This is a genomic window from Mycobacterium sp. E1386 (assembly GCF_001672745.1).
Taxonomy (GTDB): Bacteria; Actinomycetota; Actinomycetes; order Mycobacteriales; family Mycobacteriaceae; genus Mycobacterium.
Genome location: NZ_LZKH01000110.1, coordinates 1 through 15,195, shown reverse-complemented (window position 1 = coordinate 15,195; position 15,195 = coordinate 1). Strand labels below are relative to the sequence as shown.

17 protein-coding genes are annotated in these 15,195 nt (G+C 69.4%); all 17 read right to left on the bottom strand.

Annotation, left to right across the window (positions count from 1 at the left end; translation table 11 throughout):
* Positions 1-38: 38 nt before the first annotated feature.
* Positions 39-1,013, bottom strand: coding sequence for a PPE family protein (locus A5709_RS12175; RefSeq protein ID WP_197520127.1), 975 nt, complete (start codon positions 1,011-1,013; stop codon positions 39-41).
* 114 nt (positions 1,014-1,127) lie between these two features.
* Positions 1,128-1,511, bottom strand: a complete 384-nt coding sequence (locus A5709_RS12170) for a hypothetical protein (RefSeq protein WP_156768028.1) — start codon at positions 1,509-1,511, stop codon at positions 1,128-1,130.
* Positions 1,512-1,696: 185 nt separating this feature from the next.
* Positions 1,697-2,836: an alkaline phosphatase family protein gene (locus A5709_RS12165; protein ID WP_068120066.1), complete on the bottom strand. Its 1,140-nt coding sequence runs from the start codon at positions 2,834-2,836 to the stop codon at positions 1,697-1,699.
* Between the two features lie 83 nt (positions 2,837-2,919).
* A complete protein-coding gene (locus A5709_RS12160; RefSeq protein WP_255403419.1) occupies positions 2,920-3,705 on the bottom strand; it encodes a DUF6390 family protein in 786 nt (261 codons plus the stop codon).
* Positions 3,702-4,832, bottom strand: a complete 1,131-nt coding sequence (gene hypD, locus A5709_RS12155) for a hydrogenase formation protein HypD (protein ID WP_067943143.1) — start codon at positions 4,830-4,832, stop codon at positions 3,702-3,704. Before hypD ends, A5709_RS12160 begins: the two co-directional genes overlap by 4 nt.
* A gap of 12 nt (positions 4,833-4,844) precedes the next feature.
* Positions 4,845-5,117 carry a HypC/HybG/HupF family hydrogenase formation chaperone gene (locus tag A5709_RS12150; protein WP_067943180.1) on the bottom strand — a complete coding sequence of 91 codons (273 nt, stop codon included), beginning with the start codon at positions 5,115-5,117 and terminating at the stop codon, positions 4,845-4,847.
* A gap of 11 nt (positions 5,118-5,128) precedes the next feature.
* Positions 5,129-6,241, bottom strand: a complete 1,113-nt coding sequence (gene hypE, locus A5709_RS12145; RefSeq protein WP_068008843.1) for a hydrogenase expression/formation protein HypE — start codon at positions 6,239-6,241, stop codon at positions 5,129-5,131.
* The gene (locus A5709_RS12140; protein WP_067943139.1) at positions 6,238-6,906 is read right to left on the bottom strand and encodes an SIS domain-containing protein; all 669 of its coding nucleotides are present in this window, start codon (positions 6,904-6,906) and stop codon (positions 6,238-6,240) included. Before A5709_RS12140 ends, hypE begins: the two co-directional genes overlap by 4 nt.
* Complete coding sequence (locus tag A5709_RS12135; RefSeq protein ID WP_067943137.1) at positions 6,899-7,621, bottom strand: HypC/HybG/HupF family hydrogenase formation chaperone; 723 nt, start codon at positions 7,619-7,621, stop codon at positions 6,899-6,901. Before A5709_RS12135 ends, A5709_RS12140 begins: the two co-directional genes overlap by 8 nt.
* A 3-nt stretch (positions 7,622-7,624) precedes the next feature.
* Complete coding sequence (gene hypF / locus A5709_RS12130; protein WP_068120062.1) at positions 7,625-9,979, bottom strand: carbamoyltransferase HypF; 2,355 nt, start codon at positions 9,977-9,979, stop codon at positions 7,625-7,627.
* A 1-nt stretch (position 9,980) separates the two neighbouring features.
* Positions 9,981-10,238, bottom strand: coding sequence for a HypC/HybG/HupF family hydrogenase formation chaperone (locus tag A5709_RS12125; RefSeq protein ID WP_067943133.1), 258 nt, complete (start codon positions 10,236-10,238; stop codon positions 9,981-9,983).
* The gene (locus A5709_RS12120; protein ID WP_067943131.1) at positions 10,229-10,738 is read right to left on the bottom strand and encodes a hydrogenase maturation protease; all 510 of its coding nucleotides are present in this window, start codon (positions 10,736-10,738) and stop codon (positions 10,229-10,231) included. Before A5709_RS12120 ends, A5709_RS12125 begins: the two co-directional genes overlap by 10 nt.
* Before the next feature lie 144 nt (positions 10,739-10,882).
* A complete protein-coding gene (locus A5709_RS12115) occupies positions 10,883-12,208 on the bottom strand; it encodes a hypothetical protein (protein ID WP_068120060.1) in 1,326 nt (441 codons plus the stop codon).
* Positions 12,205-12,852: a DUF6084 family protein gene (locus tag A5709_RS12110; RefSeq protein ID WP_068008835.1), complete on the bottom strand. Its 648-nt coding sequence runs from the start codon at positions 12,850-12,852 to the stop codon at positions 12,205-12,207. Before A5709_RS12110 ends, A5709_RS12115 begins: the two co-directional genes overlap by 4 nt.
* Entirely contained in the window at positions 12,849-13,475 is a 627-nt protein-coding gene (locus tag A5709_RS12105) for a DUF5947 family protein (protein ID WP_068120058.1), read from the bottom strand. The genes A5709_RS12110 and A5709_RS12105 overlap by 4 nt, the downstream gene beginning before the upstream one ends.
* Entirely contained in the window at positions 13,472-14,374 is a 903-nt protein-coding gene (locus A5709_RS12100) for a NifU family protein (RefSeq protein ID WP_068120056.1), read from the bottom strand. Before A5709_RS12100 ends, A5709_RS12105 begins: the two co-directional genes overlap by 4 nt.
* 4 nt (positions 14,375-14,378) lie before the next feature.
* Positions 14,379-15,195: nickel-dependent hydrogenase large subunit (locus tag A5709_RS12095; RefSeq protein ID WP_197520126.1), on the bottom strand; the 817-nt coding region annotated here is incomplete at its 5' end.

The following is a 15,195-nucleotide window of genomic DNA, read 5'->3' as shown; positions in this document are numbered from 1 at the left end:
GAGCCTTGGGCGACAAGCCCAGCGAGCTGTGAAAACGATCAAAGTCCGGTGTGGGTTCGAGGCTGCCCGCCCATGCGGCGCAGGGGTTCAGCCGGTCGCTTGTCCACCGCATGCGGTTCCGCGGCGGGCAGCCAGGCCTGCGGCGCCGACAACCCGCCGATCGAGGTCGCGCGTCCGAAACACACCAGCACCGCCGCGCGATTGGTCTTGCGCGCCTTCGACGCCGCAACACCGATGGCCACCGCGAGGGGGATGCTGGCTTCCCGGGCGAAACCGGTGCGCAGGGAACTCAGCTTGGACAACGGCGATGACATCGACAGCACAGCCGTGCGGAATCGCCGGCAAGATGCCGAGGATAGCCCGTCGAGCGCCGCAGGCAGCATCGAAACTAGTTCCGCGCCAGCCGATATCACCCCGTCACCGTCGGCGGCAGGCGGCGACGTAAAGGGCGTCACGGTCGTGGCGGCCGCAGCGGCAGTGGCGTAGGCGTACATGGCGGCGGCGTTCTGCGCCCACAGCTGGTCGTAGCGTGCCTCCGCCAACGCGATCGCCGGGGTGTTCTGGCGCAGGTGGTTGGTCGTCACCAGCGACCTTCGCAATGCCCGGTTGGCGACGAGGGTCTGCGGCGGCACTGTCGCGCCCAACGCCCACTCATACGCATCGGCTGCCGCACCGGCGCGGGCGGCGGTTTGCTCCGCCAATGCGGCGGTGGCCTGCAGCCACGCTACGTACGGTGCCGTCGTGTCGCCCATCTGCACCGCGGCGGGGCCGCGCAGGCCGTCCAGCAGCCCCGCGGAAACGAGGTACTTCGTCGCGGCATCGCGGAGCTGGGCGGCCAGCCTCTGCCACGTCGTGGCCGCGCTCAGCAGTGACGCGGCGCCGGGGCCGGAATACATTCGTGCGGTGTTGAGCTCCGGGGGTAGCGCGCCGAAGTCCACCGCTATCTGCCCCCGGCAGGGGCGCGGCGGGTGGGCGCTAATCCAGTGGGCGTTGGGGGAGTTTGCTGCAAACATGACTTCCTTGGGTAGGTAGCGACCGGCGTTCCTCGTCGGGTCGGGAGTTGCGCGCATGCCGACGGGCGTTGGCCGCGTCGGCCAGACATGGCTACGAGGGGCTCAGATTGCCGATCAGCGCCGGGACACGCAAAACTTGGTCAAGAGGTCTTGACCTGCAAGGAAAGTCGAGGGTGCGCGCGACGGGCATGCGTCGAGGGGCCGTTGCGCCCCAGCGGCCGACGCGAGTGACGACAGCGTCCACGACCAGCGCGGCACCGACAGCGAGAAGGTCGTCGGCCGATCACGCTTCAATCCCGCGCTCTTGAAAGCCTTGTCGTCGTTGAGGGTGGAGCCGAAGTCGGGATGGCTGTGCGGTGTCGAACCGTCCCGGATTTGTGGCCCGGTGTCGGTGGCCGCAATCGACACCGCCACGTGCTGCGGTGGGCCGGCCGTCGCCGCAACCTGCAACGCCCAGAATCCGAAGGCAGCGGCGAAAAGGGACAGTGCAGCAATCACGGCCACAGCCGACCGGCGTGGCCTGTGCGAAGGTCTGCCTGCACTACGGAAACTCACAGTGCTGCCACCGTAGCAGCGCGGGGTGGGTGGTGGGCCGGCGAGTTCCCTTTGAAAGGGCTTAAAGATAGCGCAATTTCGGCTGTGAGCGTCTCCCGGGAAACGGCCGCGCGGCGGCACGGCGGCGACTAGTGAGCCGCGGCAGGGGATTTGAAGACGATCAGCGGGATGGCCGTTTCGGCGGGCGTCGCCGCACCGTGAAAGCCTATGAGGCGAGCCGTTTCCGGCGGCTCGTGCCCGGTCGCCAGCACGGCGGCATCGCCGGTGCAGACCACGACGACATCACCGATGCGCGCCAGGTGCGCCGGGCTGACCGGTCCGAACATCCCGGAGGCCACCGCCTGCTCGCGGCTGTACACGTGCGCCCGGCCGTCGAGCAGCTCGCTCCAGGCCGCCTGCACATCGGCCGCGGCGCCCGGCTCGGTGTGCAGGTAGCGAACCCTCGGCTCGCCCGCGACCACGCGGACTCCCGCGGCCAGCCGCGGGTCGGTGTCGAGGTCGACCCGCGCGTCCAGTGGAACGTTGAAACCGCCGTGGTCGGCGGTCACCAGCAGCGCCGTGTTCGGTGGCAGCGCCTCGACCAGGCGGGTGAGCAGCGTGTCCACCTGGGCCGCCGCTTCGTGCCACTGGGACGATCCGACGCCGAATACGTGGGCCGCGGTGTCCAGGGCCGCGGTGTAGCCGTAGACCAGGCCCGGCGCCGCGCGCAACTCGTCGGCCACCGCCCGCGCGTTGTCGTCGGTCGGCTGGATCGGGCGGAACTCGGCGCCGCGGTACGCCGCCTCGGTCAGCCCACTGCCCATGAACGCGGCCGGCAGGACGGCGCGCGCGCTCACGCCGGCCTTGTTGAGCCGCCCGAACCAGGTGGGTAGGGGCTGCCACTCGGCGTGCGGTGGGTCGTCACGCCACAGGATGTGGTTGAGCACCCGATCGGTGCCCGGCACGTTCAACGTGAAGCCCAGGATCCCGTGCTCGCCGGGCTGCGCCCCCGTGCCCATCGACACCAGGCTGGTCGGGGTAGTCGACGGAAAGGTACAGGTGAGCTCCGTGAGGTGGCCGGTCTGCCCGGCGAACACGGAGGCGAGCAGCGGGGCGCTACCGGCCAGCTCCGCAAGCAGGTGCCAGCCCAGGCCGTCGACCAGCACCACCGCGACGCGATCGACCTGATCGGTGCCGACCCAATCGGTCAGGCCCAACTTGTCGACGGCGCCCGGCGCGCCGAGCAGCGCACCGGCGGCGGGCAGCACATCGCAAAGGGAATCGGGCACGGGGGCCAGTCTGGCACGAGCAGGTCCCCAATGGCGGCGACCCACTTCGCCCGGTATGGCCGCGCTCGTGATCGCCGCCGACCCTAACGGCGGCGACCCACTTCGCCCGGCATGGCCGCGCTCGTGATCGCCGCGACGCGCGCCAGTCGCTCGCTCGTCACCCGCAGCTGGCGATCGGTTGCGTCGGCGAGGGCGCGGACCTGCCGCGGTGACAGACGGCCACACAGCCGCCCCCAGTGCAGCGCGACCTCGTCGCCCGCACCGACATCCGGCACCGCGCTGTACCCGTCGACCCAGACGTCGAACACAGCGGACGACGGTTCGGACAGGGCCATCCCGTCGCCGTCGAGCACCAGAGTTCGGCGCAGCACCTCGATGCGATCGCGGTCGCGGGAAAGCACGGTTCCCCAGGTAATGCGGCAGTTGTCGAGCACGTTCAGGGGATGTTCGTCCATACCCCGGCCCAGGAACCGCGTCCACGGGTACACGCCGAACACGTGAAAACAGTGGTTGGCGGCGGCCTCACCGGCCAGGTCCGGCGTCAGGTGGGACCAGTAGCGGCCCGCCTGCGGGCCGATGATCGCCAGCAACGCGGTGAAGAAGTCCCGGGGGTCCAGGTCGGCGCCGACGCCGCCGCCCAGCCAGTACGACTCGACGAGCCGGTAATCCAGCGGGTCGGCGATCCCGGTCAGGCTCGACAGCACCCGCAGGTACGGCCACGCCCCGGAGAACTTCGTCGCGGCCCGGCGCACCTCGTCGACCGAACCGTCGCGCAGGGTGGCTCCCAGCGGGGGACCGCAATAGCCCAGCGCGTTGGGCGCGTACGCGTAGCGCGCGAACATTTCTGGGCCGTCGGTGTCACCGGTCAAGCGCGCCCCACCAGCTTGACCGCGTCCCGATGCATGCGCCCGAAGTTGTAGTAGGCCGCGCACGCGCCCTCGGGCGACACCATGCAGGTGCCGATCGGGGTCTCCGGGGTGCACGCCGTGCCGAAAACCTTGCACTCCCAGGGCTTGAGCACCCCCTTGAGCACCTCGCCGCACTGGCACGCCTTGGGATCGGCGACCCGCACGCCCGGCATCGCGAACCGCAGTTCGGCATCGAATCCCGAAAAGTCGTCGTGCAACCGCAGCGCGCTTTGTGAGATGAAGCCCAGCCCGCGCCACTCGAAGTGGGGCCGCAGCGCAAAAACCTTGCCCATCAACGCCAAAGCGGCGGGATTGCCCCGCTCGGGCACCACGCGCGTGTACTGATTCTCCACTTCGCAGCGGCCCTCGCGGATCTGAGTCAACAGCATCGCGACCGCGGCCAGAATGTCCAGAGGTTCAAACCCGGCCACCACCAACGGCTTTCGGTACACCTCCGGCACGAACCGGTAGGGTCGGTTGCCGACCACCGTGGACACGTGCCCGGGGCCGATGAACCCCGACAGGCGCAGGTCCGGCGACTCGAGGATGGCCTTGATCGGCGGGACGATCATCACGTGGTTGCAGAACACGCTGAAATTGCTCAGTTTCAGGTCGCGCGCCCGGACCAGGGTGACGGCCGTCGACGGTGCGGTGGTTTCGAAACCGATGGCGAAGAACACCACGTGCTTGTCGGGATTGTCGAGCGCGATCTTGAGCGCGTCCAGCGGGGAGTAGACGAACCGCACGTCGGCGCCGCGCGCCTTGGCGTCCAGCAGGCTGCCGTGCGATCCGGGCACGCGCATCATGTCGCCGAAGCAGGTGAAGATCACGTCGGGTTGGCCGGCCAGCCACATGGCATCGTCGATGCGGCCCATCGGGATCACGCAGACCGGGCAGCCGGGGCCGTGCACCAGCTCGACGTTCTCGGGCAGCAGGTGCTCGATGCCGTGCCGGTAGATCGTATGCGTGTGTCCGCCACACACTTCCATGAACTTGAACTGCTCGCCGTCGGCACCGGCCAAGCGCTCGATGGCGCCCAGCAGTTTGCGGGCCGCGGCCGGATCACGGAACTCGTCAACGAATTTCATGACGGTCCTTTCTCAGACGATCGATGAGGAGTCGAAGGCTTGGATTTCGGTGTCGTAGGCGTCGCCGAGCTTCTTGACGGCGGCCAGCGTGAGCAACGCCTCGGTCTCGTCGATCTTGGCCATCGCGAACCCGACGTGGACCAGGACCCAGTCGTCGGGTTCGGGCATGTCGTCGGAGAGCAGCCGCACACTGATGGTGCGCTGCACGCCGCTGACGTCGACCTTCGCCAAATAGTCACCGGGATCGGTGATCTCGACGATCCGCCCCGGAATTCCCAAACACATGGTCAGCTCCTTCAGCAAATCCTCGGCAGGGGGTCGCCGACGAGCATGTCGACGATCCGTGTTCCGCCGAATCCGGTTCGCAGCACCACGCTTTCGGCCGGTTCGGTGACGATTTCCCCGACCTCGGCCGCGTCGGCGCCCAAGGGATGCGACCTCAGGGCCTCGAGCCCGGCCGCCGCCTCCTCCGGCGCGACGACCGCGACGAACTTGCCCTCGTTGGCGACGTAGAGCGGGTCGATGCCGAGCAGCTCGCAGGCGCCGTTCACCATGGGCGCCACCGGAAGTCGTTCCTCTTCGAGCAGCACCCCGAGGCCACAGGCCTGGGCCAGTTCGTTGCAGACCGTGCCCACCCCGCCCCTCGTCGCATCACGCAGCCAGCGGGTGGACGGCGCGGCCGCCATCAACAGCTCCACCAGCGGGCTGACCGACGCGGTGTCGGAACCGATGTCGGCCTCGATGGCCAGGTCGCCCCGCGCCAGCATGACCGCCATGCCGTGGTCGCCCATCGAGCCCGACAGCAGCAGCTTGTCACCGGGCCGCACCGACGCCGCGGACAGCGTGCGTCCCGCGGGAATGACACCGGCCCCCGCGGTGGTCACGAACAGGCCGTCGGCGGCGCCCTTGGGCACCACCTTGGTGTCACCGGTGACGATTTGCACCCCCGCCTTCGCCGCCGCCGCCGCCATGTCGGCGACGATCTCCTTCAATTCGGTGATGGGGAAACCCTCTTCGAGGACGAACGCCGCCGAGATCCACGACGGCACGGCACCGGCCATCGCGAGGTCGTTGCACGTGCCGTGCACGGCGAGGGCGCCGATGGAGCCGCCCGGGAAGCGCCTGGGCTGCACCACAAACGAATCCGTCGACATCGCAAGGCGTTCACCGCTCGGCAGCGTCAGGACCGCGCTGTCACCGAGTGACTCCAGCAGCGGGTTGCGGAACGCCTCCACGAACACCGCGTCCACCAGCGCCGCCGACGCCTTGCCGCCAGCGCCGTGCGCCAGCGTCACGTGGTCGTCGAGCAACCGGGGCCGGCGCCTGCGGAAGGACTCGATGCGCTCAATCACCTCGCCCTCGGCGAATCGTGGCCCCGACGAAAGGTATTCACCCGCCGACTTGTTCATGCCGCCCCCATGCCTTGCTTGCCGCCCAACTGTTGGTGCACGCTCAGCCACAGCTGATAGCCCAGCAGCGCTTGCGATTCCTGGATCCGGTGCACGCTCTGCGAACGAACGACGAAGCAGGCATCCACATTCGGATTGTTCGCGAACGCGCCGCCGTCGTAGCCGGCGAATCCGATGGTGTACAGGCCACGTTGACGCGCCTCGGCCAGCGCGGCGAGCAGGTTGGGCGAACCGCCGCTGGTCGACATGGCGATCGCGATGTCACCGGCCCTGGCGCGGGCGATCAACTGCCGGGCGAACACCAACTCGAATCCGACGTCGTTGCCCAGCGCGGTGAGGATCGCCTGATCGGTGGTCAAGGGCCACGCGGGCAACGGCATGCCGACCGGCGGCCGGGCGAACAGCCTCGCCAGGGTGGTGGAATCGGTGCAGCTGCCGCCGTTTCCGAAGGTGAACATGCGCCCGCCCGCCGCGAAACGGCGCGCGATCTCGGTGGCGGCCCGATCGAGCACCGCGGCGTTCGCGTCCAGCGTCGAGCGCCGCAGCGCCAGACTTTCGGCCGCCTTCGCCTGCGCCGACGCGGCCAGGTCAGCCAGCAGCGAGGCGGGATCGTCTTCCTGAGCGTCGATGAACGGATACAGGAAGTTGGTGGGCTCGTCACTCATGTATGCCCTCCTCCTCTATGCGGGCGATCGCCATGCCGGCGTGCACCAGCATCAAGTCCCCGGCGGCGACGGGGTCGATCAGGGTGGTCAGCACGTTCTCGATGCCGCGCGCGGTGCGCACCGTGGCGTGCCCGTCGACCGACGCCGTCACCGCCTCGCCGGGACGCCCCTCGTCGCTGCAGGTGACGCAAACCGATTCGGCGCACTCGGGTTTGAGCAGGCCGGGGTGCTCGAAGCACACGTGGGTCAGTTCCCACAGCAGGTGATAGAACAGCACAAAGCCACCCGTCGCGGGCACCCGCGGATCGGGGTCGTCGAGCCACAGCACGTGGTCGGCCATGCCCGCGCCGGGGCGTTCGCCGCTGCCGATCCAGATCGTGGTGGCGCCCCACGCCGGCGAGCGCCGCATCACCGAGCGGACCTGCGCGTCGTCGGCTCCCGAAACCGCGACCACGATGTCGCCCGGCCGCACGGACACTCGCACCAGGTCCACCAGGTCGGGTCCGGTCAGCGCCACCGCGGGCAGCGCCCGTTTGCCCATGATCACCGGGTGCACGAACTCGACCGCGATGTGCAGCGCGTGCGGCTCCCACGACGGCGCGATGGACCACATGGTGGCGCCCGCCGCGAAGCGCTTGGCGAGCGTGAAGGCGGTGGCGGCGAGGTCGTCGGCCAATTCGGCGCCCAGCCCGCGATCGATGGCTGTGGTGGTCATTTGTCAGCCCTCCTCCCGCGCCGTCAGCATGGCGATCACGGCCTGCCCGAGGGCGAGCCCGCCGTCGTTGGGCGGAACGATGTGGTGGGTCAGCACCTCGAATCCCGCCAGCTGCAACCGCTGACGACACGCTCTCCGCAACAACACGTTCTGGAATACCCCACCGGTGAGGCCGACCAACCGGGTGGCGCCGGCCACCTGACCGACCACCTTGACGACGGCGTCCGCGACGGCGTCGTGAAAAGCAGCGGCCAGCAGCGCGGGTCGCGTGCCGCTGTACAGCGCCGACACCAACGTCTGCACCATGGGGGCGGGGTCTATCACCCCGTCGGCGCCGACCGCGAGCGGCAGCGACGGCCTGGTCTGGGTACCCGCCGATTCCGCCAGCGCCTCCAGCTCGATGGCGGCCTGGCCTTCGTAGTCGATGCGGTGCCGCACGCCCAGCAGCGAGGCGACCGCGTCGAACAGGCGGCCCATGCTCGAACAGGGCACACATCCGGTTCGCGTCTCCAATTGCGAACGGGTCAGGCGCAATTCGTCCGGCGTCGCGGCCACGACGGGGGCCAGGTCGGGTGTCCAGTCGATGCCTGCCGACCACAACTGCGACAGCGCCATCCGCCACGGGTTGCGGACGCCCGCATCACCGCCGGGCAGTGGTACCGCCGAGAGGTGGCCGGCCCGGACGAATCGCTGGCTGTCGCGGCCGAGCTGGAGAATCTCCCCGCCCCAGATGGTCTGGTCGCACCCGTAACCCGTGCCGTCGAAGGAGACCCCGACGACGGGTTCGCCGATGCGCCCGTGCTCGGCCAGCAGCGACACCACGTGCGCGTGGTGGTGCTGGACGAGGTCCAGCGGTCGACCGTCCGCCCGGCGCTCCGCCCAGCTTCGGGTGTGATACCCGGGATGCAGGTCGGCGGCCAAACGCGCCGGCTCACCACGTATCTCGCTGAGTTGGTGCACCGCCCGCTCGAACGCGCGCAGCGTCTCCCAGGTGCCCATGTCGCCGATGTGCCCGGACAGGTAGGCGCGCGAGCCGTCGGTGAGGCAGAAGGTGTTCTTCAATTCCCCGCCGACGGCCAGCACCGCCGGGCCCTCGACATTCAAGTCGACCGGCAGCGGTGCATACCCGCGGGACCGCCGGATCGGCAGTTCGCACCCGACGCCCTCGTCCTTCAACACCCGCACCACCGAGTCGTCGCACGGCACGTGGATCGGGCGGTCGTGGTCGAGGACCGCATCACAGAGTGCCGGAAGTCGTTGTCTGGCATCGTCATCGGTGAAACAGATGGGTTCGTCGGATCGGTTGGCGCTGGTGAGCACCAGCGCGGCGGGGGCCGGGTCGGCGGCGCCGGGCACGCGCGCCAGCAGCAGGTGATGGATGGGGGAGTACGGCAGCATCAGTCCCAGCAGCGGGCTGCCCGGAGCCACGGCGTCGGCGATCGGCGCGATGTCGTTCGGGGATCGGCGCCTCAACAGCACGATCGGACGGGCGGGACCCTGCAGCACGGCGGCCTCGTCGTCGTCGACGCGGGCGTAGCGGCGAGCGATCTCCAGATCACGGATCAGCATGGCAAACGGCTTGGCGCCGCGCGCCTTTCGCGCCCGCAGCGCGGTGACCGCCGCCTCATCGCTGACGGCGCAGGCCAAGTGGTAGCCGCCGACGCCCTTGATGGCCACCACCGCACCGGCGGCCAGCGCGCGTTGGGCGGCCGCCAGCGCCGCGTCCGACCCGTCGACGCGTCCGCCCGCCGACCGGAACGACAGGGACGGCCCGCATTCGGGGCAGGCGATCGGCTGCGCGTGGAAGCGGCGGTCCGCCGGGTCGTGGTATTCGGCGGCGCAGCGCGCACACATGGTGAACCCGGACATGGTGGTGGCCGGGCGGTCGTAGGGCAGCTCGCGAACGATGGTGAACCGCGGCCCGCAGTTGGTGCAGGTGATGAAGGGGTGGCGGTAGCGCCGGTCACGGTGGTCGAAGAGTTCGGCGACGCAGTCGCCGCACGTGGCGATGTCGGGCGGAATCGGCGTCGCCTCGCCGGGGACGTCCCGGCTGGCCACGATCCGGAACCCGCGGCCGGCGCCGGCGTCGGCGGCGAGCTCGCTCACCGTGACGTCGCTGATCCGGGCCAGCGGTGGCGCCTCGGCACGGAGGCGGCGGCCGAATTCAGCCAGGCGTGCGGGCTCGCCCTGCACCTCGAGGAACACCGCGCCCGAATCGTTGCCGACGAAGCCGGACAGGCCGAGTTCGGTCGCGATGCGATGGACGAAGGGCCGGAAGCCCACCCCCTGCACGACACCGGTCACGGTGAAGCGCTGCCGAACGTCGCGGTGCCGCAGCAGCAGGGGGGACGAGGTCATCTCAGCCGACCTCCGGAAAGTCCGTGCGGCCCCGGCCCATCAGCTCCAGACCCGCCAGCGCCTGTTCGGCGCCCGCGCGGTCCGTCTTCTCGACGGCGAAGCCCATGTGGATGATTATCCAGTCGCCGGGCGCGAACGTCTCCTCCGGCAGCATGCCGACGTTGACCCTGCGCTGTTCGCCGGTGACGTCGACCAGGGCCAGCTGCCCTTCGAAGCCGTCCAGCATCCGGATCACTTGGCCGGGGATCCCTAAACACATGGCTCAGTGCTTTCTCGGCTGGTTGCGGCCGAGTGCGCCCGCAACGCCGCGACAATCTCCTCGACGGCCCGCGCGGCCCGCGGAACCGCCTGGGCCACCGGCTCGGTGAGGCCGATGCCCTCCTCGACGCTGCCGGCCTCGCACCCGACGACGACCGTGTAGGGCGGATCGCCGCCCAGCGCCCGCAGGCTGGCGAACACCGCGGCCGGATCCATGCTGTGGCCGTCGAAACCCATTGCGGTGGAATCTGCTTCATGATCGGCCTGGAAGACGTGCAACGTGCCGGGATTGCCGCGGCTGGGGACCGCGTCGACGAGCACCAGGGTGTCCCAGTCCTCGAGCAGGTCGTAGGCGAGGTGCATCCCGCGGATGCCGTAGTCGGTGACGCGGACGCTCGCACCGTCCTGCGGGATCTCGGCGGTGCGGATCACCTCTGATCCGAATCCGTCGTCACCCAGGAAGATGTTGCCGATGCCCGCTACCAGGATGCGCGCTGTCATTTCAGCAGCCGGTTACATCCGCCTCAGTTTCAGGTAGCGGCGGGCATCGGGCAGGGATGTCACCCCAAGCACCACTCCGATCGCCACCACCAACGCGATGATCGCGATGAATATCCAACCCAGGATCTCCATCTCGGACTCCTTTCACGAGTTTGCCGGGCTGCGTTGAGCTTCCAGAGGCTCGATTTCGTCGGGGGAGAAGTACAGGTAGCGGCCGTACCAGTCATGCAGGTCGGCGGCCGGGTCGTCCTCGACGACGACCGCGACGTGCTTGGTGCCGTCGACGTCCTCGTGCACCGAGGTGACGCGGGCGGTCTTGCCCGCGACGAAAATGTCCTGCGCGTCGGCGTTGCGCCTCGGCCGCAACCGGACCCGGCTGCCGCGCGCTACGCGGACCCCGTTCACCAGCACCGCATCGATTTCCGGGCGTACGGCGTTATCGGCCAGCGGATCCCACCAATCGACCCCGTCAGGGATCTCCGGGACCAGCCCCGAGATCGCGTGCGGATCACGCAGCACGCCGTGCAGGCGAGCCATCGCGTCGGGAGACATGGCGTCACATTGGTCGATGATCCGCGCCGCCCGTGGATCGGTGGCCCGGGCCTGCGCCTTCTCCTCGTCCGTCATGGTCATCACGCGCAGGGTCAGGATCTCGTCGATCTCGGTGCAGTCATACAGGGCGGTATCGCTCTGCTCGGCGACCTCCGGGTGGTCGTAGAGGATGATCGGCGAGATCAACAGCAGGTCGCGGCCGCCGGGCGGGCCGGCCAGCACCGGAAAGCAGCGGTGCTGGCTGCACCGGGATGCCGCATCGACGGCCGCGGGCGGCGGCTCGAGCAGCGAAACGAACTGCCCGCCTGCGAGTTCGGCGATGACGTGTGTTCCGATCATGGACCGCGCGATCGCGTCGTTCTTGTCCGCTGCACCGTCGCCGATGTTGCTGACCCGCACCGACACCCGGCACAGGTCGCCGTCCGCCTCGCTGGCGACCGTGAGCACGCCACGTACCTCCCGTCGTTGCCGCACCAGGCGCCCGCCATCGAGAAATTCGATGTCGGTGCCCGCGTCCGCCGTCACCGACAGTGTCCATGGCCCGCCGTCGAGGGCGACAGGGCCGAAGGACCTTTCGCATTCGACCGCTTCGTCCCAGGTCAGCCACGACCCGCCCGGGGTGGCGAGCTCGTCGACGGGCTCGTATTCCCCGGGGGAGACTTCGCGCTCGGCCCGGCGGTGCTGCAACTGCAGGAACCGCACCATCAGGGTCAGCTCCCCGGCGCCGTCGACCAGAAAATGTGCTGCCAGGGTGTCGTCCTCGCCCAGTCCGGCCTGCGCGGCCCCCGGCGGGCCCAGAACGCCGAACTGCCAGCGTGATTGGTTCTTGGTCGAGGTGCCGCGGTACGGGTAGAGCAGATAGCCCTCGTAAAGCACCGCGTCGGCGACGGCGCGGGCCCGGTCCCAGTCGGCCGTCATTGCGCCGTCTCCCGGTCCGCGTCCAGCAGTGAGGTGATCGCGTGGTCGAGGTCGAGCAGCCCGTGCGCCGACTTGTAGGTGGCCAGGGCGGTGATGGTTTCGTGGCTCAGCCGCAGCCAGCCGGCGTTAGGGTAGTGCTGGGCCATCAGCTGCCGCCACACCGTGACCGGCATGTCGTAGCGGCATTCACAGTCCCACGGAACTTGCTGGACGGAAAATCCGCGTTCGGATTTGACGAAAATCGTTCCGCTGAAGAGGAATTGGAGCGGTAGCGCACCGTCGCGCAGCGCATGCAGATATTTGGCGGCGGCAACTTCGAAATCGTAGGTGCAATCCAACGGCAGCGCCACCGTCGTGTTGCCGGCGAAACCCTGCACCATCGCGGTGCAGTGCTGCCAGAGGAAGGTGCGCTGGGTGCTCGCCCACCGTTCGCGCGGCCCGAACAGGTCCAGCAACCCGTCGGCTTCGGCGTCGGAGTACGAGCGCCGCAGCGGCTCGATGCGGACCTGGCAGCGCAGGGCGATCGCGTGCACCGGGTCGACCGCGCCACCACCGGTGTCCACGGCGACCCGCGCCGTCAGCACCGGGCTGACGGTGTACGGCTCCGGCGCCACGTCCAGGACCGAGAAGTCGACGTCCATCATGGCGGTGTTCTCACAGCGCGCGCTTCGAGGTGGGAGAAGAAGCCGTCGATGAACTCGCGCGCCTCCTGCCCTCCGTCGAACCCACGCCACAGCATGCGCAGCCGCCCGACGAATTCGTAGCAGGCGTCGATGGGGACGAGATAACTTTGCGGCGCGCCGGATTCGGGGACCCGGACCAACAGCGCCTCGACGTCGTCGGCCAGCAGGCGCACCCGGGCGTCGGCGCCGCTGAGCGTGTCCCAAACATCCAGCGCGAGTTCGGATTCGCAAGCGCCGGCCGGTCCGGGATAGAAGGCGACGGTGCGCCCGAGTGCGGAGTTCCTGAAGAAGAAGGCGACACCCACCGGGATCTGCAGCGCCTCCCAGGCGCGGCGATCCAGCGCGAAGCCCGGGAATGACAGATACCGGTCGGGCACCGCGCGGTAGCGGAGTTCCGCCCGGGAGTCGGTGAACAGCAGATAGCAGGCGCGGCATACGCACATGAGCTGGCGGTCGGCCACGTTCACCACGTGCTGGTGTGCGTCGGCGATCGATTCCGAGCACATCTCACAGCGCTCCCCGGCCGGTTCGGGGGCCGCGCGGTTGCTGCGGATGCGAGTCAGGACCTCGTACGGGGTCGTCATGCCGGGGCGCCCATCGGTTCGGCCAGCGCTACCGATGGCACCCCATCGCGACGCAGCAGGGGGAGCGGCTCGAGGTGAGCTCCATTGGGGCCGGCGCCCGCATGCACGACGTCGAACTGTGTGCCGCAGCGCGGGCAGCCCAACAGCGTCTCGCGCAGTCGTGCACCCGCCAACGAGCCGTCACACACCGGACAGTGGTCGCGGTAGGCCAGCGGCAGGTCGCCGACCCTGCACACCAACAGCGGGGTGTCCGACACCAGGAATCCCGCTACCTCGCCTGGCTGCAGCTCGGCCAGTTCGGGTACCGGGTACCAGGTCGAGCCGGTCGAATGCAGATGGGCCAGCAGCGATTCGGCGGGTATCACGGCCGGGCCGGGCGCGGATTCGGCGGTCAGCACCTCGATCGACGAGACCTCGGGCGCGGCGGCGCGCACCGCGTCCTGGACCGCCAATTCCAGCGTCACCGCCGATGACGGACAGCTCTTGCAGCTGCCGGTGAATGCGAGGCGCACGGTATCGCCGTCGACTCCGATCAGGTCGACGTCACCGCCGTGCGAGCCCAGGTACGGCCGCACCCGGTCGAGCGCGTCGGCCACCCTGCGGTGCACGTCGTGGGGGTGCAGGCCGTGGACCAGGAGCAGGCTGGCCACCAGGTCGTCGGTGGCCAGCCGCTCGGCCAGGCCGGGGCCTGGTCCGTCCCGAGGGCCCTCTTGGGCCAGCAGCATGATCCGTTCCAGCCCGGCCCCGTAGAGCCCGGCCACTTCCCGGACCAACTCCCTCGCGCGTTCCTGCGCAGCCGGCCCACCCGCCGCGCAGGAATCCAGCAGGGTCTGGATCCGATCGCCCGCCGTGCGCCAACGCGCCGCACTGTCGTCAAGGGTTTCCGGGCGATCCACCATCTCCTCACTCCCCGACGGGTGACTGAGTTGGCGTGTGCAGTCTCTCCAGCGTCTTGCCCTTGCCCAGATACATGTGCACGCCACAGGGCAGGCACGGATCGAAGCTGCGCACCGTGCGCATGACGTCGATGCCCTTGAAGTTCTCCCGGCTGTTCTCCTCGAAGATCGGTTGACCCTGCACCGCGTCCTCGTACGGCCCGGGCGTGCCGTAGCTGTCGCGCGGGTTGGCGTTCCACGGGGTGGGCGGGTAGGGGTGGTAGTTGGCGATCTTGCCGTCCCGGATCACCAGGTGGTGGCTGAGCACGCCGCGCACCGCCTCGGTGAACCCGCATCCGATGGCTTCGTCGGGCACCTCGAAGCGCTCCCACGTCTTGGTGCGGCCGGCGCGGATCTCGGTCAACGCCTTCTCGGCGAAGTACAGCGCGCACGCCGCCGCGTAGGCCTGGAAGTAGGTGCGCGCCCGGTCCCGCTCGATGGTGTTGCTGCCGTATTTGGGCACCTTCCACTCGAACTCGACCGGGCCCTTGAGCGCGGTCTTGGGCAGGTTGATCTTGACGCTGTTGCCGGTCGCCTTGACGTAGCCGATGTCGACCAGGCCGGCCAGCGCGGTCGACCACAATCGGGCCAGCGGGCCGCCGCCGGTGTCCAGCGCCAGGTGGTCCTTGCCGTCGAACCAGCGCGGCGACATCACCCAGCTGTACTTGCCGCCGTCCATGTCCCGCTTCTGCGGGTGCGGGTTGGTGTGCTGGTTCCACGGGTGGCGCCGGTCCACCGCGTTGCCCAGGGGATCGGTCTTGACGAACATCTCCTGCTCGGTCCAG